This is a genomic window from Haliea alexandrii, from assembly GCF_003719295.1.
Classification (GTDB): Bacteria; Pseudomonadota; Gammaproteobacteria; order Pseudomonadales; family Halieaceae; genus Haliea; species Haliea alexandrii.
Window position 1 is genome coordinate 716,659 of the sequence record NZ_RFLW01000002.1, and the last position, 21,067, is coordinate 737,725.

18 protein-coding genes are annotated in these 21,067 nt (G+C 63.9%); 8 read left to right on the forward strand and 10 right to left on the reverse strand.

Annotated elements, in window-relative coordinates:
* The first annotated feature begins 25 nt into the window (after nucleotides 1-25).
* Nucleotides 26-1,903 carry a DUF3604 domain-containing protein gene (locus EGJ68_RS11540; protein WP_233248779.1) on the forward strand — a complete coding sequence of 626 codons (1,878 nt, stop codon included), beginning with the start codon at nucleotides 26-28 and terminating at the stop codon, nucleotides 1,901-1,903.
* Complete coding sequence (locus tag EGJ68_RS11545; RefSeq protein ID WP_123034665.1) at nucleotides 1,900-3,264, forward strand: phosphotransferase family protein; 1,365 nt, start codon at nucleotides 1,900-1,902, stop codon at nucleotides 3,262-3,264. Before EGJ68_RS11540 ends, EGJ68_RS11545 begins: the two co-directional genes overlap by 4 nt.
* Nucleotides 3,265-3,285: 21 nt before the next feature.
* Here EGJ68_RS11545 and EGJ68_RS11550 read toward each other — a convergent pair whose 3' ends face one another.
* Together EGJ68_RS11550 and EGJ68_RS11555 are read right to left on the reverse strand one after the other, a co-directional pair.
* A complete protein-coding gene (locus EGJ68_RS11550; RefSeq protein WP_123034666.1) occupies nucleotides 3,286-3,705 on the reverse strand; it encodes an SRPBCC family protein in 420 nt (139 codons plus the stop codon).
* Complete coding sequence (locus EGJ68_RS11555) at nucleotides 3,705-5,477, reverse strand: N-acyl-D-amino-acid deacylase family protein (protein WP_123034667.1); 1,773 nt, start codon at nucleotides 5,475-5,477, stop codon at nucleotides 3,705-3,707. The genes EGJ68_RS11550 and EGJ68_RS11555 overlap by 1 nt, the downstream gene beginning before the upstream one ends.
* A 184-nt stretch (nucleotides 5,478-5,661) precedes the next feature.
* Between EGJ68_RS11555 and EGJ68_RS11560 the strand changes: the two genes are divergently transcribed.
* Both EGJ68_RS11560 and EGJ68_RS11565 read left to right on the forward strand, forming a co-directional pair.
* Nucleotides 5,662-7,620 (forward strand): pyrroloquinoline quinone-dependent dehydrogenase, encoded by a 1,959-nt coding sequence (locus EGJ68_RS11560; protein ID WP_123034668.1) that lies wholly within the window; start codon nucleotides 5,662-5,664, stop codon nucleotides 7,618-7,620.
* A 77-nt stretch (nucleotides 7,621-7,697) separates the two neighbouring features.
* Nucleotides 7,698-9,707, forward strand: a complete 2,010-nt coding sequence (locus tag EGJ68_RS11565) for a DUF3604 domain-containing protein (RefSeq protein ID WP_158283629.1) — start codon at nucleotides 7,698-7,700, stop codon at nucleotides 9,705-9,707.
* A gap of 12 nt (nucleotides 9,708-9,719) precedes the next feature.
* Here EGJ68_RS11565 and EGJ68_RS11570 read toward each other — a convergent pair whose 3' ends face one another.
* Nucleotides 9,720-11,186, reverse strand: coding sequence for an FAD-dependent oxidoreductase (locus tag EGJ68_RS11570; protein ID WP_123034670.1), 1,467 nt, complete (start codon nucleotides 11,184-11,186; stop codon nucleotides 9,720-9,722).
* 196 nt (nucleotides 11,187-11,382) lie between these two features.
* On the opposite strand from EGJ68_RS11570, the gene EGJ68_RS11575 reads away from it, so the two are divergent.
* Both EGJ68_RS11575 and EGJ68_RS11580 read left to right on the forward strand, forming a co-directional pair.
* Nucleotides 11,383-12,309: a DUF1853 family protein gene (locus EGJ68_RS11575; protein WP_123034671.1), complete on the forward strand. Its 927-nt coding sequence runs from the start codon at nucleotides 11,383-11,385 to the stop codon at nucleotides 12,307-12,309.
* A gap of 68 nt (nucleotides 12,310-12,377) precedes the next feature.
* Nucleotides 12,378-13,337, forward strand: coding sequence for a hypothetical protein (locus tag EGJ68_RS11580; protein WP_158283630.1), 960 nt, complete (start codon nucleotides 12,378-12,380; stop codon nucleotides 13,335-13,337).
* Here the strand turns inward: EGJ68_RS11580 and modC are convergent, their stop codons facing one another.
* From modC to modA, 3 genes are read right to left on the reverse strand one after another with little or no spacing between them, the layout of a single operon-like run.
* Entirely contained in the window at nucleotides 13,338-14,408 is a 1,071-nt protein-coding gene (gene modC, locus EGJ68_RS11585) for a molybdenum ABC transporter ATP-binding protein (protein WP_123034673.1), read from the reverse strand.
* Nucleotides 14,405-15,091, reverse strand: a complete 687-nt coding sequence (modB, locus tag EGJ68_RS11590) for a molybdate ABC transporter permease subunit (protein ID WP_123034674.1) — start codon at nucleotides 15,089-15,091, stop codon at nucleotides 14,405-14,407. The genes modC and modB overlap by 4 nt, the downstream gene beginning before the upstream one ends.
* A 15-nt stretch (nucleotides 15,092-15,106) precedes the next feature.
* Complete coding sequence (gene modA / locus EGJ68_RS11595) at nucleotides 15,107-15,880, reverse strand: molybdate ABC transporter substrate-binding protein (RefSeq protein ID WP_123034876.1); 774 nt, start codon at nucleotides 15,878-15,880, stop codon at nucleotides 15,107-15,109.
* Nucleotides 15,881-16,035: 155 nt separating this feature from the next.
* Here modA and EGJ68_RS11600 point away from each other — a divergent pair, with 155 nt between their 5' ends.
* Nucleotides 16,036-16,428: an MAPEG family protein gene (locus EGJ68_RS11600; protein WP_123034675.1), complete on the forward strand. Its 393-nt coding sequence runs from the start codon at nucleotides 16,036-16,038 to the stop codon at nucleotides 16,426-16,428.
* On the opposite strand, the gene EGJ68_RS11605 is transcribed toward EGJ68_RS11600, so the two are convergent.
* The 4 genes from EGJ68_RS11605 to EGJ68_RS11620 are packed head-to-tail and all read right to left on the reverse strand — an operon-like array spanning nucleotide 16,418 to nucleotide 20,149.
* The gene (locus tag EGJ68_RS11605; protein ID WP_123034676.1) at nucleotides 16,418-16,894 is read right to left on the reverse strand and encodes a DUF2894 domain-containing protein; all 477 of its coding nucleotides are present in this window, start codon (nucleotides 16,892-16,894) and stop codon (nucleotides 16,418-16,420) included. The two genes, EGJ68_RS11600 and EGJ68_RS11605, sit on opposite strands and share 11 nt — an antisense overlap.
* A complete protein-coding gene (locus EGJ68_RS11610) occupies nucleotides 16,891-17,538 on the reverse strand; it encodes an OmpA family protein (protein WP_123034677.1) in 648 nt (215 codons plus the stop codon). The genes EGJ68_RS11605 and EGJ68_RS11610 overlap by 4 nt, the downstream gene beginning before the upstream one ends.
* A 17-nt stretch (nucleotides 17,539-17,555) precedes the next feature.
* Complete coding sequence (locus tag EGJ68_RS11615; RefSeq protein ID WP_123034678.1) at nucleotides 17,556-19,403, reverse strand: hypothetical protein; 1,848 nt, start codon at nucleotides 19,401-19,403, stop codon at nucleotides 17,556-17,558.
* On the reverse strand, nucleotides 19,403-20,149 hold the full coding sequence (locus EGJ68_RS11620; RefSeq protein ID WP_123034679.1) for a DUF3348 family protein: 747 nt from the start codon (nucleotides 20,147-20,149) through the stop codon (nucleotides 19,403-19,405). The genes EGJ68_RS11615 and EGJ68_RS11620 overlap by 1 nt, the downstream gene beginning before the upstream one ends.
* Before the next feature lie 127 nt (nucleotides 20,150-20,276).
* Here EGJ68_RS11620 and EGJ68_RS11625 point away from each other — a divergent pair, with 127 nt between their 5' ends.
* Nucleotides 20,277-21,035: an SDR family NAD(P)-dependent oxidoreductase gene (locus tag EGJ68_RS11625; protein ID WP_123034680.1), complete on the forward strand. Its 759-nt coding sequence runs from the start codon at nucleotides 20,277-20,279 to the stop codon at nucleotides 21,033-21,035.
* Nucleotides 21,036-21,067 lie beyond the last annotated feature (32 nt).

The following is a 21,067-nucleotide window of genomic DNA, read 5'->3' on the forward strand; positions in this document are numbered from 1 at the left end:
CACACCCAGCAGGGAAACTCCCATAATGAATAATATTTTGCTCACCAAGGCCCTCTTCAGTTCTGCGCTCCTGCTCGCTGGCACCACCCTGGCCCGCGCCGATGCGTACTCGCCCTGGGCGGACCACGACTACCCACAACAGGTCTACTGGGGTGACACCCACCTGCACACCGCAACCTCCCTCGACGCCAACCTGTTCGGCGTGCACAACCTGACCGCCGCCGATGCCTACCGTTTCGCCCGTGGCGAAACGGTCACCAGCAGCACAGGCCTGCGCGCGCGCATGAGCCAGCCGCTGGACTTCCTGGTGGTAGCCGACCACGCAGAGTACCTGGGTGTCATGCCGCGGGTTCGTGCCGGTGACCCCACGCTCATGCAAAACGACACGGCGCGCCGCTGGCGCGACGTTCTCGCCAGCGGCGACCCGGTGGGCTTTGGCCGCATGATGCTGGATATCGGCGCCTCCTACGCTTCGGGAACGCCCCTGGTGACATTGCCAGCCTCCTTGCCCTCCCCCTGGGAAGCCAATACGCGCATGGCGGATGAGGCCAACGAGCCGGGCGTGTTCAGCGCCCTCATCGGCTTCGAATGGTCGGCCATGCCCAATGGCAACAACCTGCACCGGGTTGTGGTGTTGCGGGATAACGCTTCGCGCGCCAATCAGGTCACGCCATTTTCCGCGTTCGACAGCGAGGACCCCGAGGCACTCTGGCGCTATCTCGCCGACTACGAGCAAAACACCGGCGGGCAAGCGCTGGCTATTCCGCACAACGGGAACCTGAGTGGCGGTCTGATGTTTGCCGACAAACGCGCCAATGGCGATGCCATCACGGTCGCTTACGCTCGTGAGCGCCTGCGCTGGGAGCCACTGGTGGAGGTGACGCAGATGAAAGGTGATGGCGAGGCACATCCGCTGCTGTCCCCCACTGACGAATTTGCGGATTACGGCACCTGGGACCAGTACAACATTGATATGAGTACCGCGCAGGAAGACTGGATGCAGCGCTTCCAGTACGTGCGCCCGGCATTGCAGACCGGTTTGCGGGTAGAGCAGCAGACGGGCGTCAATCCCTTCCAGTTCGGCATGATTGGCAGCACCGATTCGCACACCGCCCTGGCCGCCGTGGAGGAGGACAACTTCTGGGGCAAAATGTCCAGCCACGAGCCTTCAGCCGAGCGCGCCAGCCGCCTGTGGGGGATACCCGAGGCAGAAATGAGCAGCGCGGGGTTGCTCGCCGCCGGCTATGCCGCGGTGTGGGCAACCGAGAACACCCGCGAGGCGCTGTTTGACGCGATGCGCCGACGCGAAGTCTATGCCACAACGGGCCCGCGTATGCGTGTGCGCTTCTTTGGTGGCTGGGATTTCAGCGAGCAGGATCTCACGGCAACGGATTCCGCACTGCGGGGCTACAGGAAAGGTGTGCCGATGGGGGCCGTTTTGCCGACGCGCAAGGGGGCACAGCCAGCCCCCGTTTTCATGGCGCAGGCGCTCAAGGAGCCAGAGGGTGCGCACCTCGACCGGCTACAGGTCGTCAAGGGCTGGGTGGACAGCTGGGGCGAAACACATGAAACGGTCTACGACGTGGCGTGGTCCGGTGCTCGCGAACCGAATGCCGAGGGCAAACTGCCGCCTGTCGGCAACACGGTGGACACCGACACCGGGCACTATGCAAACACCATTGGCAGCGCTGAACTGAGCGCCGTATGGACCGACCCGGACTTCGACCCCGAACAGGCCGCCGTCTACTACCTGCGTGTTCTGGAAATACCCACGCCGCGCTGGCCCGTGCACGACCGGGTACGCCTGCAGGCAGACCTCCCGGCGGGCACAACCCTCACCCACCAGGAACGCGCCTACACCTCGCCCATCTGGTACCAACCCGAGGGCAGCGACACACCATGACCGAGCCCACTCACGATTTGCCAGAAGGCCTGCTGCCCTGGGTCGCCAGTCTGGGCCCGGGACACATATCACGCCTTGAGCGCCATGTTGCGCGACGCGAGGCCTGGGTCGTCGATATCACCCGTGGCGATGGCAGTGTGCTCGAAGGTTTTCTGCGCCTCGACCGCGAGCCGGCCGCCGCCCGCAATGTTTCCCTGCAACGCGAAGCGGCCATCTGTCGCGCGCTGACGGCTACCGATGTGCCCGTGCCCGAGCTGCTGGGCTGGAGCGATACCTACCACGCCGCACTGTTCAGCCGGGTGCCCGGCAGCGCCGACCTCCCGGGTGTCGACGACCCACAGCGCCAACGGCGCATCATGGAGGACTTTATTGGCGCCATCGCCCGCCTCCACTGCCTCGACCTGGACAGTCTGGAGCTGGATGAGATACTCGGTGCACGCCCCAGCACACCCGCGGAAGCTGCGCTGGGCGACCTCGATGCCCAGCTGCAGGCTTTCGCGGCTTTTCTCAAGCACTATCAGGACCCACTGCTCGGCTATGGCGCAGGCTGGCTGCGCCGATTTGCGCCCCGCCAGATTGCCCGGGTTTCGCTGGTGCAGGGCGATACCGGGCCGGTCAATTTTCTGTTTGAGGGCGACCGGGTAAGCGCCGTAGTCGATTGGGAATGGGGGCACTGGGGTGACCCCATGGAGGACCTGGGCAACATTTGCGTCCGCGAGTTCTGGAATCCCAGCGGCGGCCTGAGCGGGTTGTTCGAACGCTATGAGCAGCTCTCGGGAATCCCCTACACCCGGGCCGCGGCACAGTACTACCGAATCCAGCAGAATGTGCGCGGCATGATCCCGATTCACGCCGCCTGCAGCCAACCGGGCCTGCGCGAGTCCATGGCCTGGTACCTGAGCTACCGCTACGTGGGGGACCGGTCTACCTGCGAGGCGCTGGGGGATGCCATGAACGTTGCCGTGGAGGCGCCGCCCATGCCGGACACATCAAGTGATCATTCAGTGCTACTGGCGGCGGCATCCGCCACCCTGCAGCGCGATGTGCTGCCCGCGCTGGACAGTCCCTTCGCCCGCTCGCGGCTCAATGACGCGCGTGTGCTTGTGGCCTGCGCGGAGCGCGAGCAGCGCTACGGCGAGGCTGTGCGTGCCGCCTGCTGTGAGGACATCGGACGCCTGCTAAGGAGGCAAACACGGGGCTACGAGCGAGCTACAGGCCAACTTATGGAGGCCATCGCCGAGGGGCGCGTTGCCGACGAGCCTCTTATCCAGCTTCTGGCGCGCAAGGCCTATCGGGAGGAGTGGCTGTATCAACCCGCGGCCGCCCTGTACCCGGAGCGGCGCTGGGCCGCGCTGGACTAGGGGCTGCCGCGGGCAAGGCGGTCAGGCGTTGGCGGCAACTTCCAGTTTGGCGAGCATATCGGCATAAATGCCTTCGAGCATCGCCTGCCCTTCCGTTTCAGAAATGCCCTCGGGCTTGGCCGAGCAATTCCAGCGCGCCAGGGTACGGGCGCCGTTGTCCAGGGATTCCAGCGATACCTCGGCGCGGTATTCGCTCACCGGCATCGGCATCTTCGGAATCGTGTAGCTGAACGAGCGACTGGCGGCATCCATGGCTTCCAGTATTTCGTCGATGGGCTCCATGCCTTCCATATGAATGCGACGAATCATGCCCGGGCCGTCGCCGATGGCCTCCAGATCAGTCCATCCGGGGTACCAGTTCAGATTGCCGAAATCCTCCAGCAGCGCCCACACCTTGTCGACAGGCGCATTCAATTCACGTTCTACTTTGACTCTGATCATCAGGCTGCTTCCTCTTTGTTGTGGGGTTGGGGGGTGTTTGGTAAATGGGTATCGCCCTGCTTGCCCGCGCGTACGAGTCGCCCTGGGAGTGCCCCTGTCGGCGCTCCATCCTGCATGATGACCTCGCCGGACACCAGAGTGTAGCGGTACCCTGTGGCGCCTTGAAAAACGCGACGTCCGCCCGCGGGCAAGTCGTAAATCACCTGCGGCGATGCGATCGCCAGCTGATCGAGGTCGATAATGTTGATGTCGGCTTTCATACCCGCTTCCAGCGTGCCGCGGTCAGCGAGGCCCATGCAGCGGGCAGTTTCCAGCGTGTGCATACGCACGGCCTGTTCCAGGCTGAAACGGGCCCCGCGCTGACGGTCACGCACCAGATAACTGAGCAGCCAGGTGGGAATACTTGCATCGGAGAGTACACCGCAGTGGGCGCCTGTATCGGCAAGGCTGATGACTGAGCTTTCATCGGAGAGCATTTCCAGCTGACGATCGAGGCTGCGCATGTCGTAGCCAAACAGCGGGCAGTAGAGCATGCGCTTGCCATCGTTCTCGAGCAGCGCATCGTAGGCATACTCCGCAGGTGTTACACCGGCGCGCTCAGCCAGGTGTTGAATGCTGTCCTCCCCTGCGGGCTCATAATCGGGGTTTTCTGCCAGTACATAAATATTGTCGAAGCCGTCGACAATCTTGTCCATGATGTCGTGGCCCATATGCGGCGGCGTTTCATCGACGATTGCCCTGCGCACAGCGGGATCGCGCAGGCGCGCAAGGCGTTCCTCTGGCGCCAGCCCTGCCAGCGGTGCGAAGCTCTGATGGAACATGAAGGGGTTCACGGTGCCTTCCCAGCCCATCAGGATATTCACCGGTCGGGCACCCACATGGGGGATCAAACGCGCTCCATCGGCACGGGCGTCCTTCACGTATTGCAGCTGTTGCTGCACACGGGGCCAGTCGGCCTCGGAGCGGTAGAAAAGCACAAAGTTCACCTGGCAATCGTTTTCGATGGAAAGGCGTTTCATCCACGCCATTTCCTCTTCCCAGTTGCTGAAGTCGGACACCAGGCCGTAGATCCCCTGTCCGGCTTCACCGATCACCTGGCCTATACCCAGAAGCTCATCGGCATCCGCGTAGGTGCCGGGCATGACCTCGCCGTTGCGGGTGGTGTGCAACTGAGTTCGTGAGGTGGTAAACCCCACTGCGCCCGCCGCCAGACCCTCGCGCACGATACTTGCCATACGCGCCACATCGTCTGCCGTGGCCGGTTCATTGCGCACACCGCGCTCGCCCATGACATAAGTGCGCACGGCACAATGCGGTACCTGTGCGCCGATGTCGATGGCGCGCGGCATGCGATCCAGGGCATCAAGGTATTCCGGGAAGGTCTCCCACTCCCAGGTAATGCCCTCGGCCAGCGCTGCTCCCGGGATATCTTCCACGTCTTCCATCACTTCAATCATGCGCTGACGCTCCGCGTCATCAGGCTTGCAGGGCGCAAAGCCGACACCGCAGTTCCCCATAACCAGGGTGGTAATGCCGTGGTTGGAGGCCGGGCTGCAATACGGGTCCCAGGTGGCCTGGCCATCCATGTGCGAGTGTGTATCCACCCACCCCGGCGCCACAACCAGCCCACGGGCATCGATCACCTTGCGTGCCTCACCCTGCACATCGCCCACCGCAACAATGCGCCCGTCAAGCACTGCGATATTGCCGACAAAGCCCGGCTGACCCGTGCCGTCAACAATCTTGCCATCACAAATGAGTAGGTCGTACAAAGGACTATCCTCCGGCAATTGCTTATCATTTTAGTGTTCGACAGACTACTGGATTGCCCCCGGAGGTTAAAGCAGGTGCGTCACGCGGCCTGCGGAACCCTGTGCTGGTGCAGAGATTTAGCCTGTTTACGGTCACGGCAAGCGCCCGGAATTCACCGGCCTGCACAAGGAGAGTCTGCATCCCATGTTTTTTCGCTTCCCCAGATCGGCCCTTATCCTGGCAACAGCGGGCTTTGTATTGACGGCCTGTAACGCCAGCGATTCCGAGCCGACACAGCACCAGCCCCTGCCACCGCAGCTGGCAGAAAAGCACGCACACTGGGGCCACTACGGTGGCGATGAGGGCGGTGCGCGGTTTGTCAGCCACACCCAAATCACGCCGGCGAACGTGGACGCGCTGGAGCCCGCCTGGACCTACCGCACGGGCGATCTGGCCCCCGAGAGCTTCCCCGACCCCTTCAACAGTCCGGCACTGCAAACCACGCCGATATTGGCCCGCGACACACTGTACCTGTGCTCGCCACGCAATCGGGTGATCGCACTCGACCCAGTCACCGGCGAGGAGCGCTGGCACCACGATGCCGATCCCGCACTGACGGGCCTCTACAGCGTGACGTGTCGCGGCGTGGCCTTTCATGACAGCGGCGATGCAGGCACAAACGGGGCGTGTGCGGCACGCATCCTCGCCGGCACATTGGACGGCCGCCTGCTTGCCCTTGATGCCGACAGTGGCAAGCCCTGCGAAGACTTTGGCGACTCCGGTGAAATCGACCTGATCGCCGATCTCGGAGATGTGCGTCCCGCCGAATATGCCCTGACCTCGGCGCCGACGGTCGTTGGCGACCGCGTGGTCGTGGGTGCCCATGTCGCTGATTTGCGCCGCGGTGGAGTGCCCAGTGGTGTCATACGCGCTTTCGATGTGCGCACCGGTGAGCAGGTGTGGGACTGGGAGGCACTGCCTCCGGAGCAGCGTGTGGAGGGCAGCTACACGCCCGGCACCCCCAACGCCTGGGCACCGTTTTCCGCCGACAGTGCACGGGGCCTGGTCTTCATTCCCACAGGAAATCCGGCCGGTGACTACTACGGCGGCGAGCGCAACGGGCGCGACACCTTCGGCAGCTCCGTGGTGGCGCTGGACGCACTCACCGGGGAGCGCCGCTGGTCCTACCAGACGGTGCATCGGGACATCTGGGACTACGATGTGCCCTCCCAGCCGCTGTTGATTGACTACCCGGGGCCAGACGGCCCGGTACCCGCGCTGGTACAGGCCACCAAAATGGGGTTCCTGTTTGTGCTCAACCGGGAGACAGGCGAACCACTGTTACCGATTGAAGAGCGGCCCGCACCGGGCGGCGGGCCAGCGCCAGATGCGCTCTCTCCCACGCAACCCTGGCCGCTGCTGCCGGAGCCCCTGCACCCCACGGAGCTGACTGAGGACGACATGTTCGGTTTCCTGTGGTTTGACCGGCAGGCCTGTATCAAGCAGTTTCGCAGCCTCAATTACGCCGGGCTTTTTACCCCGATCAGCACCCAGCCAACGCTGGTCTATCCCGGCTTCATGGGTGGCAGCAACTGGGGCAGTGTCAGCTGGGACCCGGTGCGCAAGCTGCTGCTGGCCAACACCTCCCGAATACCGGCCGTCATCGAACTGATTCCGCGCGCGGTGGTAGAAGCACCGGGGTTCAGCGAACCGGTTGAACTGCAGCTGGACACCCCCTACGCGGTCAAGCGCCGCCCCATGCTGTCGCCGCTCGGCGCCCCCTGCAACAGGCCGCCATGGGGTGTACTCACCGCCATCGACATGACGACCGGCAAGAAAGCCTGGGAAGTCCCGCTGGGCAGCACCCGTGATCTCGCCCCCTTTCCGCTGTGGCTCAACCTGGGGGTACCGAACAGCGGCGGCTCCATGGTGACCGCGAGCGGCCTCACCTTCATCGCCGCAGCCACCGACAGTTACCTGCGCGCGTTTGCCACTGAGACCGGGGAGGAGTTGTGGAAAGCGCGCCTGCCGGCGGGCGGGCACGCCACGCCGATGAGCTACACCGGGACAGACGGCGCGCAGTACGTGGTGATCGCAGCCGGTGGCAACCGCATGCTGGGTTCCACCATGGGTGATGCCATTGTGGCGTTCAGGCTGCGCTAGCCTGCATGGGCTAACTGAACATGGGCTAAACGAACCTGATGCCATCCAGCTCCACCAGCAACTCGAGGAGAATAATAATGAGGAAGCGCTGGAAATACACGACGGCCCTTGCGGCAGTGTTGTCGCACGCGGCCGTCGCAGACACCATCAACGATTATTTTGGCAGCGCCGCTGCACCGCCTTTCGAAGTCGCCGAGCAGCAGCCCTGTCGCCAGAACAATCCGCACCGCAACGTGCATTTCGGCGCGACCCACATCCACACCACACTCTCTGGTGATGCCAATGCATTCGGCGTGACCAACCGCCCCGATGATGCCTACGCTTTCGCACGTGGTGAGCCCATCACCCTGCCCGCGCCCTTCAACCAAACCCATGGCAGCCGCGTGCAACAGCTCGCGCGCCCATTGGACTTTGCGGTCGTCACCGACCACGCTGAATACCTGGGCGAGGTTGTACGTTGCTCAACGCCCGGCAGCTCCAGTTTCAACAGCGCCACGTGCAAAATGTTTCGCGGTGAAGAGTTGGGCGGCTGGCCTGAAGAGATGGCCCATCTCGCCAGGATGTTCGCGCTGGTCCTCAAAGGTGATGCGGCCCCCCGTAATCCGGATGTCTGTGGTGAAGACGGTACGGCGTGTATCGAGGCAATGTCCGGCCCCTGGCTGGAAATACAGCGCGCGGCCGAAACGTGGAATGACGCCAGCGAGGATTGCGCTTTCACCACTTTCGTGGGCTATGAGTATTCACTGGCTGTCGACTCCAACAACATGCATCGCAACGTCATATTCCGCAATGCGACGGTTCCAACCTTGCCCGTTAGCGCGCAGGAGGCAGGAACGCCGCAGGCCCTGTGGCGTAACCTGGAAAGGAACTGCCTCGACAGCGACACGGAGTGCGATGTGCTGGCGATTCCGCACAACTCCAACTGGAGTGCAGGGCGCATGTTTTATTCCGAATATCCCGGCGCCAATACCCCCGCCGATGAGATCCGCATGGCCGAATTGCGCCAGCGCCTCGAACCGCTGGTGGAGATCATGCAAGTGAAGGGTGACTCTGAGTGCCGCAATGGGCTGCACCAGGTACTCGGCAGCGCCGACGAGCTGTGTGATTTTGAAAAACTGCGTGAGCCGGCTGAACCCGCAGTGGACTGCGAATTGAGTACGGGTGTCGGGGGCATGCAACTCAGCAGTTGCATCTCACGACTCAGCTTTGTCCGTTATGGCCTCATTGAGGGCCTGAAAGAACAGCAACGCATCGGCGTAAACCCGCTCAGGCTCGGTATCATTGCCGCGAGTGATAACCACAACGCCACGGGTGGAGCCGTCGCTGAAGCCGGCTTTGAGGGGTCCTCGGGCCAGGACACCTTACCGGCGGACCGCCTTCAAGGTGAAATCAAGGTGGGAAACGTTGCCACCAATTCCCCGGTACGAAGCAATCCGGGAGGGCTTGCAGGTATCTGGGCTGAAGAAAACAGTCGCGAATCCCTGTTTACCGCGATGAAACGGCGGGAAACTTTTGGCACCAGTGGACCGCGTATTGTGCCGCGGTTCTTTGGCGGTTGGGAGTTCCCGCAGGACATGTGTAAAGGTGGAGACTTTGCCGCGCAGGGCTACGAGCACGGTGTGCCAATGGGCGGTGAGCTGCCTTCCACACACGGGCCAGAAAGTGCGCCCGTCTTCGCGCTCAATGCCCTGCGTGATGCCAGCGATGAGGGCGCGCCACTGCAGCGCATTCAGGTTGTGAAAGGCTGGGTGGATGATCTGGGCCGTATGCACCAGACTATTTACGATGTGGCAGGCAACGCCAACAACGGCGCCAGCGTGGATATTGAAACATGCGAACGCAAGGGCGAAGGTCACGCACAATTGTGCAGCGTCTGGCAGGACCCCGACTTCGACGCCAAGCGTGATGCCGTCTATTACGCCCGCGTTGTAGAGAATCCCAGTTGTCGCTGGTCCACCTACCAGTGCAACCAGCTCAACCCGGCAGACAGGCCGCCCAGCTGCAGCGACCCCAACGTGCCCAAGACAATTCAGGAGCGCGCGTGGACATCGCCTATCTGGTACACGGCGCCACGCCAGCGCAATTGATGCCGCCCGCGCCTATTGTGCAGCAACCTGCCGACCCGCAAGGCGGCCAAAAAAGCTGCCGTCACCCAGGGAAATACCGGAACAGTAGGCCTCGCCCCAGCGCGGCAGGCCACAGCTGGTGCGGCCGGCGGCATACAGCCCGGGTACCGCCACGCCGTCGCCGTTGAGCACTTCGCCAGACGCCGCCGTGAGTAGACCGCCGAGGGTAAAGCCGGTCGCCGGGTAATCTTCACCGGTGAAGCTGAGCGCCGCGAAAGGCGGCTCGATCAGTGGCCGCATCCAGTCCGCATGCTTGTGCAGCACCGGGTCCTCGCCTGCGGCGGCATAGCGGTTGTAGCTTTCCACCGTGTGCACCAGTTCGCCGGCCGGTATACCCAGCTCCGTCTCCACCTCAGCCCAGGTTTCACCGACGGCGGCAATCTGGATATCCGGGTTGAAATCGGGACGCGCAAAAATGCCGTTGTCCATCAGCAACCAGGCGCGGCCATTGGGCTGACGCAGGATGTAATGCGTCGCGCGACCGTGGTACGCGTCTTCATTGATGAAGCGTTGCCCGCGCTCGTTGACAAAAATACCGAACACCATATTGTCCGGCGGGAACGACGGCTTGGTGGCGAAAAACTCGTTCATGTGGCTCACCGCGCCACCAACGGACATGCCCATGCGAATACCGGAGCCGTCATCGTTGCCGCCGCTGGTAGGCATTTCGGCCGCAGCCAGCGCCCCGGGCGCAAAGCGCTGCACCATATCCTTGTTGCAGATAAAACCGCCGGCGCACAGCACCACGCCCTTGCGCGCACGCACAAAGCTGATTTTGCCGTCGATGCGAGCCACTACCCCGTGCACCGTATCGGTCGCGTCAGCCACCAGGCACAGGGTACGCGCGTTGAAGTGCGCCTGCGCACCGCAGGCCAGCGCACGTTCGGCCAGTTTATCCATGACCAGACGCCCGGCACCCATACCCTCCATTTGCGCGGCGTGGGCGCGCGGTGCCGGGTCCGACACCTCGGAAAACGGCCAGGCCCGCTCGCTCCCAGACCAGATCAGTGTGTCATCAGTTACCGGCTCCAGCCATTTTCCGGGCAAGTAGGTGCCCTTGAACGGAATGCCCTGCTCCGCCAGCCATTCGTAGTGTGCGACCGCTCCATCGGCATACAGGCGTACTTTTGCCTCATCTACACCGGGACCACCGCTTTGCAACAGGTACTTGAACAGCGCTTCGCTGCTATCTTCAAAACCTGCTGCCTGCTGCACAGGTGTGCCACCGCCAAGATAAAACTCACCACCCGAGAGCGCCGCACTGCCGCCGTGTGTACCGGCGACTTCAAGTACGGTGACGGATGCGCCTGCGCCGGCGGCTTCAATCGCCACGCAGGCGCCGGCAATGCCAAAGCCCACGACCACCACATCGGTTTCGATATCCCAGGCCGGCACCTGGTCGAGCCGGCAGGGTGTTGCTGCAGAATAATTCGCCGTCACAAACGCTTCTCCTCTACACTCTCAATAGCATGGCGACCCCAACGGGCCACATTTTTACGGCACTGATACTACCCGTTCGTTCCCCGCTGTGCCGCTCTCGCCCGGATAAAGCGCGATCCGGTTAAACTCTGCAGACCCGCGGGGAGCCCCGCCCCCGGGACCACCGCACCGCCACAGCCACGAGCCGAGGGGATTGATGGACGATCAGGGAGCAGAGGCCGCATTGGCCGGGCTGGCGTTACAAGAGCGTACGGTACGGGACCTCGCCTGGGCCTGTTTCACCCCTGCACTACTGCATTTACCGCAGGCAGATCTCGGCACGGCAGCGTTCCCACTCACCGGCGCCCGCAGTGCCTGGCTGCAGGCGCTGGATCGGGACCCGGGGCCACTGCAGGATTGGTTGCAGCAGCGCCCGGCGACACGGCTGGGTGTCTATTTCGAGCGCCTGTGGCAGTTCTTCCTGCACAGCGACCGCGATACCGAGCTGATCGCCAGCAACCTGCCGGTGCGCGCGGGTGGCCAGACACTGGGGGAATTCGATTGCCTCTACTGGTGCCACCAGCGGCAACGGGCGGTACATCTGGAACTTGCGGTAAAATTTTACCTGGGCCTGACAACTGCCACGCCAAGCGCTGGCTACAGCAACAGCGGCGACTGGATCGGCCCCAACACGGTCGACCGCCTTGATCGCAAACTGCAACGACTGCTACAACACCAGACACAGCTCAGCCAGCAGCCGGCAGCACAGCCTGTTCTCGCAGCCCTGCACGCGGAAAAACCGCTGCGGGAAGCGAGGGTAGCGGGCTGTCTTTTCTCACCGTCGGCGGCTCCACTGCCGCCGCCCCGAGGCTACAACACGGCACTGCCGCTGGGCCGCTGGCTGCCACTTGAAGCATGGCGCGCTGAGTGCGCGGGCGACTGGCAGATCATTCCGCGTCTCCACTGGCTGGCGCCCCTGCGTGCCTCGCGCCATGGGCAAGCAGGTGCAACGCTCGCCGCCACGTTGGAGACGCATTTTCGACAGGGGGGCAAACCGCAATTGGTCGCCGCGCTGGACGCTCACGGCAACGAACGCAGCCGCTGTTTCGTGGCGCCAGATACATGGCCAGATTCACGCAAATAATTCAGGCGGCCCCCCTTGGCAACTGATAGAGTCGCGGCATTAGAAGCGCCTCCTTTCGGGACACATTGATGCCTAAACAAACCTGCAAAGCTCTGATGCTGGTGGCATTATGGCTATTGCTGCCATGTGCAGGCGTCAGCGCTGAAGAGGACGACGTCGAAGACGAGACACCCTGGCTCGACCAGGGGCACCGTTACGTGTCCACCCGCGCAGATGACCTCGCAGGCTGGATGGACAGTTTCTTCGGCGTAAGGCGGGTGGATGCAGAAGCAGCCTATTCCACGCTGCGCCTGCGGCCTTCACTGGAGTGGAGCGAACAGTACGGCTGGGACACTGGCCTGAGCTTGCGCGGCAAGGTCAATCTGCCCAACCTCGATGAGCGTGTCAGCCTGCTGTTCTCTGACGAGGATAGCGGCAGCCTCGGCGATGAATTGTTGCGCGATCAGCAGAATCAATCCGATGATATTGCCCTGCAGGTCGTGGGCCGCGAGGGCACTCACGACCGCATAGACTTCAGGCTGGGATTCAGCTCCGGCATCAACCCCGAGTTGGCAGCGCGCTACCGCTACCAGACACCGCTCTCCGAGCAGGTGTCGGCGCGTTTTCGCCAGGAGCTGTTGTATCGCACGGACGACCGCTTTGGCACGGACACCCGCTTTGACATCGACGTCGCGGTGAGCGCCGACCGCCTCCTGCAGTGGTATAACCGGGCGCGCTGGGACGAAAAGCGCGACGGCTTCGGCTGGAACACGGGGGTGACGGTAAATCAACGCCTGAGCAACAACCGCGTTATTGGCGTTTACGGCACGCTCAACGGCAGAACCCAGCCGCGCCATCTTACCCAGGCTTACGGCATGGGCATGCGCTACCGGCAAAACCTCAACCGCAAGTGGCTGTTTCTCGAGGTACAGCCCGGCTACTTCTGGCGCCGCGATGTGCTGGAAGATGAGCGCCGCGGCAGCGCGGAGATTGTCCTGCGCCTGGAAGCAGTCTTCACCGGCGATATCGAAGAAGCGTTCTCGCGTTAACTAGCGCAGCAGCGCCACCGATTTGATCTGCAACCAGAAGCGTTCGCCCGGCTGCACGCCAAGGCGCGCCTGTGACTGGCATGTGATGCGTGCCAGCAGCGATGTGCCGTTGGCGTCGAGTCTCACCAGTACATGCGCCGGTGAATCAGTGGGAGCCAGCTCGACAACGTCCGCCTGCAGCAAATTGACGATACTGCTCTGTTCGTTGCGCTCGCGCGCAAGGCTGACGTCTCGCGCCAGTACCCGGCAGCGCAAGCGTGACCCTACGGGCTCGGCACAGCGCGCTACCCAGAGGCTGCCGCCGGAAAATATCAACCGCGACAAATGCCATTGCGTGTCGTGTTCGGCCACCTCGGCCTCGATGACAACACCGGCATCCTCTGCCGCGGCCAACGGCAGATCCAGACGGCTCAGCACGCTTTGCAGGGGGCCTTGCGCAACCACCCTGCCCGCCTCGAGCAAAACCAGATAGTCGGCCAACCGTGCGACCTCGCGCAGGCTGTGGGTCACGTAGAGCATGGGCACCGCGAAACGCGCGCGCAGCTGCTCGAGAAAGGGCAGTATCTCTGCCTTGCGCGCATCATCCAGCGCGGCCAGCGGCTCATCCAGCAGCAGCAGTTGCGGGCTGGCCAGCAGCGCGCGCGCCAGGGCAATGCGCTGTCTTTCGCCGCCGGAATAGGTCTGTGGGTAGCGCGCCAGCAACGGCTCTATATCCAGCAGCTGCACCACCTCGTCCCAGGCGATACGACGCTCATGTGCAGGTGTTCGCTGTAAACCATAGCGCAGGTTGCCAGCCCCGCTCAGGTGCGGAAACAGGCTGGCTTCCTGAAAAACCACACCCAGTGGACGACGGTGCACCGGTAGAAACAGCCCCTCGCGCTGCCATTCGGCACCGTTGACCGAGAGCGCCCCCTGCGCCGCTCGCTCCAGCCCCGCCACGCAGCGCAGCAGCGTGCTCTTGCCCGCGCCAGAGGTGCCGTAGATAACCGTGACGCCCTCACCCGGCAGAGTCAGGTCCACATCAAGCCGGAATTCACCCTGTTGCAGGGCAAAGCGTGCCTCGATAGTCACCCGGGCACCCCCACCGCCCGCGCCCGCCGGTTGACTGCGTAAACCAGCGTCAACAACGACAGGGACAACACAACCAGGGTGAGGGCAAGCGCGTGCGCAGCGCCGTAATCCAGCGATTCCACATGGTTGTAAATGGCGATTGACGCCACGCGCGTTTCGCCGGGAATGTTGCCGCCCAGCATGATGATGACGCCAAATTCCCCGAGTGTATGCGCGAACGCCAGCACGGCGGCAGTAAGATAGCCGCGCCGCGCCAGGGGCAGCGCGATCGTTAAAAAACGGTCCAGCGGCGATGCACGCAGGGTAGCCGCCACGTCGAACAGGCGCGCGCCCGTGGCCGCAAAGGCGTTCTGCAATGGCTGCACCACGAACGGCAGGGAGTACACCATCGAGCCGACGACCAGACCGCTGAAACTGAACGCCAGGTGTCCTACGCCGATACGCTCCAGCGTGCCGCCCACGGCACCCTCCGGGCCCAGCAGGAGCAGCAGGTAAAACCCGAGCACAGTCGGCGGCAACACCAATGGCAAGGTGACCAGTGCTTCGACCAGTACGCGCCCCCGTGCTGCGGTCTGCGAGAGCCACCAGGCCAGTGGTGTCGCCAACAGCAGCAACAGTACGGTACTGACCGCCGCCAGTTGCAGGGTTACCCACAGGGCGGTGAGGTCTTCCGCTGACAACATCACAGGGACACCCGCTCAGCCACGGCGATAGCCAGCGGCTTCAATGATGGCAGCCGCCTCGGCATCGTCCTGCAGCCAGCGCAGAAAATGCCGCGCGGCTGCCGTGGCGCGGGCACCGCTGAGCAACACCGCGCCCTGCGTCAGAGGTGCGTACAGGTCCGCAGGCGGAATCCAGTATGACCCTGGTACACCCTGCGCTGTTTGCACCTGCGCCAGCGCCACGAACCCCAGCTCAATGGCACCGCTGGCGATCTGGCTGTGGGTTTGGGCAACGGAACTGCCGCGCACCAGCTGTCGACGTCGCTCCAGTGAATCCCACAGGCCCAGCGCCTCCAGCACACTGCGCGCCGCAGCGCCATACGGCGCGGTGCGCGGCTCGGCGATCGCCAGATAGCGGAACTGCCCCTGACGCAGCACGCCGGCCTCGGCGTCGATCAGCGTGGCGTCCGGGCTCCACAGAACGGGTATGCCCTGCGCGTAGACAAACGCGGTGCCCGCCACCGCCATACCGTGTTCAACCAACTTGCGCGGACGCAGCTCATCGGCCGCCAGGAACACATCAAACGGCGCCGCGTTGGCGATCTGGCTATACAAGGCGCCGGTGGCACCGGGGCTGATGACCAACCGGTTGCCGGAAGCTTGCTCATACGGACCAGCAAGCGCCTCCAATGTGGCCGTGAAATTCGCGGCGACGGCCACCCGGATGTCCACGCCGGCCAGCGCCGGTTGGCCCCATAGCGCCAGCCAGCCCAGCAACAGCCACACCCTGCGGAGCGCACTTTGTTTCATCGCCAGATTCATCGCGTGAGCATACTTGCTGGAGGCGGCTGTGGGAATCAGGAGCAACCAATGGCGCATCGATAGCCGTGTATGACAGGCTGGACTGCACCTCCTACTCAGGGCATGATCCGTCGCTAACAACCATAACAGACAGGAGTAACACCATGACGACATTGCTGCAGCTGGCGCTCTATATGACGGTACTCACGTTTGTCGCTATTCTGCTGGGCGCTATTCTGCGCAACCGCGAGTGGACCGCCGAGGGCCTCAAGGCAGGCCTCAGCAACCGCGACCAGCTACCGGCTGCGACTGCACTCGGCGGGCGCGCGGAACGCGCGGCAAACAATACCAAGGAAGGTTTCCTGCTCTTCGTACCGCTGGTGCTGGTTGCGCACGTGAGCGGCCATGGCGCAGAGGCTCTGCTCGGTGCACAGGTATTCTTCTGGTCCCGGGTGGTGTACCTGCCGGTCTATCTGGTCGGCATCACGTACCTGCGCAGCGCCATCTGGGGTGTCAGTGTTGCCGGCCTCGCCATGATGCTGTTCGCTATGCTTTAACCGACTTGCGTCGTCGGGCGGCACGGGCAGGGGCGGCCGGCCTGGTCGCCCCCTGCAGGCTGCACAACATTTCCGCGTGGCGCATCAGGCGCTCCACGTATTCCGGTGATACGGCCTGCAATCGCGCGACTGCCCGAATCACCAGCGTTTCCGGATTCAGTGGCCCCGGCGCCTCCGGCAATGCGGCGCGGAACTCCAGCAACAACTGGTCGATCACCTGCGAGGCATGCTGTTCGCGGTAACGGCGTGCCGCCACCAAACCATCCGCTTGCGGCTCAGCGACACTAACGCCATCTGCACCACCGAACGCAGCGAACTCCTGCCCCTGCAGCCTGGCTTCCAGCGCCAGCCGCGGCGAGGGAGGCGACAGCGCCTGCACGCCGCGTTCAAGCAAACCGGGCAGCGCGCGCAGGGCTTCTCTCCCGGGCCGCGCTGGCAGTCCACCCGTGATCTTTTCGCTGCTCATCCAGCGGGCTCCTGCTCCACGCGCGGCGTGCGGGGCACCGGGGCAATCTCCACCCGCCGGTTGCGCGCCCGGTTGTCGGCATCCGTGTTGGGCGCAATGGGCTGCTGCTCGGCAAACGCCGAGGCAAACACCAGTTCACGTGACAGCCCGGCGTCCACCAACGCCCGGGTCACGGTCAACGCGCGCTGCGCCGAGAGCTCCCAGTTGTCGGTGAACACCCGGTTATCCGCGTGAATGGGCAGGTCATCGGTAAAACCACTGACCATCAGCAGGTGGTCGCTCTGGCTCAGGTAGTGTGCCAGCGGTGCAGCGAGGCTGGCGATCAACGCCCGACCCTCAGGCTGCAACTCTGCGGAATTGAGGCCGAACAACAGTTGGCCACTGATGCCGATGCGGCCGTCGCGCAAGGTAATGCGGTTACTTGTCAGCGGGTCTGCCAGCGCCTGCTCCAGCTCCATGCGGCGCTGCTGCTCGGCCTCCCGCAGGGCCACTTCATCCTGCAGGGAGCGCGTCAGTTCAACCTGCAAGCCCAGCGTCCACACCAACAACAGCACGAAAATGCCCACCAGTGCCGCCATGAGGTCGCCGAACACCGCCCATACCGGGGTGTCCTGACCATCGCCTTCGTACTCGTATTCAGACATTGCCCAAGCCTGCTGCGCTACACACTGCGGCTGATCTCTCGCAGCTGGTCCAGCAACTTCTGCTGTGCCAACGCGCTGTGATCAATCACCTCACGCGCCTGAGCCACATAGTAGGCGAGCTGTTCGTCACTGCGACCCGCCGCCTCCTCCATACCCTGCGCCAGTTGCTGCAGCGTGGTGGACAAGCCCTGGGCTACTGCGTCGAACTGCGCCACGGCGCTGCCCAGGGCATCGCCCAGTGCAGTCAATCCCTGCGCCCCCGCGGCGAACTGGCCGCCCACCTCGGCGAGCCGGTCGGCTTCCTGCCCTACAGTGGACGCAAACTGGAGGGCTGTGGCATCCAGCGCGGTGGCCGTCTGCTGCGCGAACGCCTCCAGGGTGCTGCGATACGCCGCTGAATCCTGCGCCAGCGCCCCTGCCGTCGCCTGCAGCCCGGCCACCAGCTCGCGCTGGGACTGGAGTAAGCTCTCATCCCGCTGCAATGCTTCGCTCGCCTCCTTACGCACCGTCGCAACCGCGCTAGCCAGCCCGGCCATGGTCGACTCCACTATCGGACGCAGCGTATCGACCGTCAGCTGTGCGTTGGTCGTCATGGCGGCGGTGAGTGCGTTCTGCACGCTGTCAGCCTGGGCCTCAAGAAGCGCCTGCTGCTGCTCGTTAAAGCGCGTGCGTTCCGCCAACCACTGCTGTTCCAGCCGCTCGCGGTGAGCGCTCAACTGCTCACCCACCTGTTGCAGCATCGCGGTGGCATTCGCAGCCTGCGTGTCGAGACTGCTACCGGCATCGCGCACCGTGGCTTCCAGCGCCAGCCGCAGACTGTCCTGCGCGGCTACCGCGGAGGCCTGTGACGCCACCAGGGCACGGGTATCTCGCACGGACTGCGCAGCCTGCACGCGCACCTCGGCCAGCGCGGCGAGCTGATTGTCGACACCAGTGCGAACGGTCGTCTGCGTCGCCTCAGTTTGTGCCGCAATCGCCTGCAGGGTGTCGCGCAGTATTGGCGCCATGCTCTCACCGGCTTCACGCCCGCTGGCGGCAAAACTCTCACGCAATGACTGGCCCACATGTTCGAACAAGCCCGTGTGCAACTCCACGAGCTTGTTCTGCAAACCTTCCTGCCCCTCGAGCATGCGCGCATGCAGGCTGTCGGTGGCGCTATCAACGCGGGTCAGCAGTGCCTCGACCTGTGCCAACAGCAGCGGCAACTGCCCGGTTTGCGTGCGGGCCTCGTGCAGCATCTGTCGACGGTAATGCAGCGGCCCCTGGCCGGGGAACAGCCGCGCGCCCTGCACATCGAGTTCGCGCACGACCGCAAGCCTCTGGCGCCTGGCCATGGCTGACAGCAAACCCAGCACGGCGGACGCCGCCACACCGCCCACCGAGGTACCGAACGCCATGCTCAGGCCCTTGATGGGCGCGGTCAGCCCGGCGCGGATGGCGGCGAGTTCAGTGCTGCCCTCCAATGCACCCACAGCCCCCTGCAGGGCGATCATCATGCCAATAAACGTACCCAGCAGGCCCAGCATCACCAGCAGCCCCGTGAGGTACGGCGTCAGTAACGGCCCCGGAAGCGCAATCGGTTCACCCTGGATGCGCCGGGCAACGGCGCTGCGCAAGGCCGCCGGCAAGGTCGCCAGCCAGTGTTCAAATTCCGTGGCCTCGCTATCACTGGCTTGCAGCGCCTGCTGCAAACGCTGCGTGTCGCGCTGGAACACCCAGAGTTCCAGCGCGCCCACCGTGTAGGCCAGCGCAATCACCAGCGTGACGACCAGCGCCAACAGACTGCTGGCGGCAAAGCCCAACGCGAGCCAGGCGAGCAGCCCCGCACCGAGCAAAAACAGGCATCCTGCGAAAAAACGTATCATCAATTTCCTTCCCCATGCGCTGTACACGCCTCCACCAGGCCCAGCGCTGGCTGCAGACGCTGCTCCAATTCGGCCAGCAATAGTTCCCTGAGTTCGCTGATCAGCAGATCCTGACTGCCCGCATCAGCGTCATTCGCCAATAGCGCCTCCCAGCGCGGCACCAGCAGCGGCGGCACGATGGCCAGCGCCGCCTCCCCCGCACGCATCACATGGCGTTCAAGGGCTTCGTCCAGTGCGGCGAGGCCCGCCAGTGCAGGGCTTACCCGCCGCAGATACGCCCGCAGGTCGCGCCGCAGCGCCTGTATACGCAGCTCCATTTCACGCTGCCAGGCGGCGTGGAAACGCCGTAAACGCTCCGCGGCACTCAGGCCGTCCAGACTACTGGGCGCGTCAAACCTGGGCAGGGGAAGCAGCGCGCCCTCAGCGGCAGTGAAACTCCGGACTAACTCGCCCAACACACCACGCTGCACCGCCAGCAGTGTTTCCTCGCAACTGCCCAACGTTTCCGCTGCACCACCCTGCCCCGGCACAGGCTTGACCGGCTCCTCGCGGGCTCCCCGCGCTCCCTGCGTCGACAGCACGTCAGCGAGCTCACTGGCGCTGTGCAAGTCCAGCGGCTGCCCGAGCCACGCCAGCAATTCCCCGCTGGGCACGACCGCCGCGTCAATCGGTACAATCGACAGGGCTCGCTGCAGGCGTGAGGTGACCGCAGGGCGTTGGGGGCGGTGGACGGGGGCGCGGGACATGAGTACCGAGGTCGCAAAGGGCGGGCATTCTAGCGGAGATCAACGCCAGAGTCCTCCCCGCGTTTTGCGTATGTCAGGCAAGCATGGCGGGCTATGATGGGCCGCAGGACCCCACGGAGTAAAAACCATGACAGCTGTGCACTATGAAGACATGCAGAACAAGGTGGCCCTGGTTACCGGCGCTGCCTCTGGGATCGGCGAAGCCTGCGCCCGGCAATTTGCGGCACAGGGCTGCCGCTTGCTGCTGATGGACCGTGACGAGGAACGCTTGCACGGCCTCAGCCAGGCGCTGGACGCCATTGCCGCTCCCGGCAGCGTGACGGACGAGGCAACCGTGAGCGCCGCGGTGGACAGCTGCCGGCGGCACTTTGGCGGGTTGGACTACGCCGTCAACAGTGCAGGGGTGGCGGGCGCACCGGCTGCCATTGCCGACACCACGCTGGACGCGTGGCAGGAGGTCATCAATATCAACCTGACCGGGGTATTCCTGTGCCTGAAGCATCAACTGCGGGTAATGCAGGCAGTGGGTTCCGGGGCCATCGTCAACATCGCCTCGGGCGCCGGCGTAATCGCGACACCGCATCTATCGCCTTACTGTGCGAGCAAGCACGGCGTGCTCGGGCTCACGCGCACCGCAGCCATGGAATTGGCCACGAGCGGCGTGAGGATCAATGCCGTGCTACCGGGCTCGACCCAGACCCCGATGCTGGAGGCATCGCTGCAACAGGGGCCCCAACTGGAGAAGATGATTCTGGCCAGTATTCCCTGCGGTCGCATGGGCAGTGCCGACGAAATTGCCGCTGCCGCTTTGTGGCTGTGCAGCTCGCAGGCAAGCTACGTGAACGGGCATTCACTGGTAGTGGATGGGGGGACATTGTGCCGCTGAAGCGCGGCCGGCGTAATCTATAGTGGGCGATA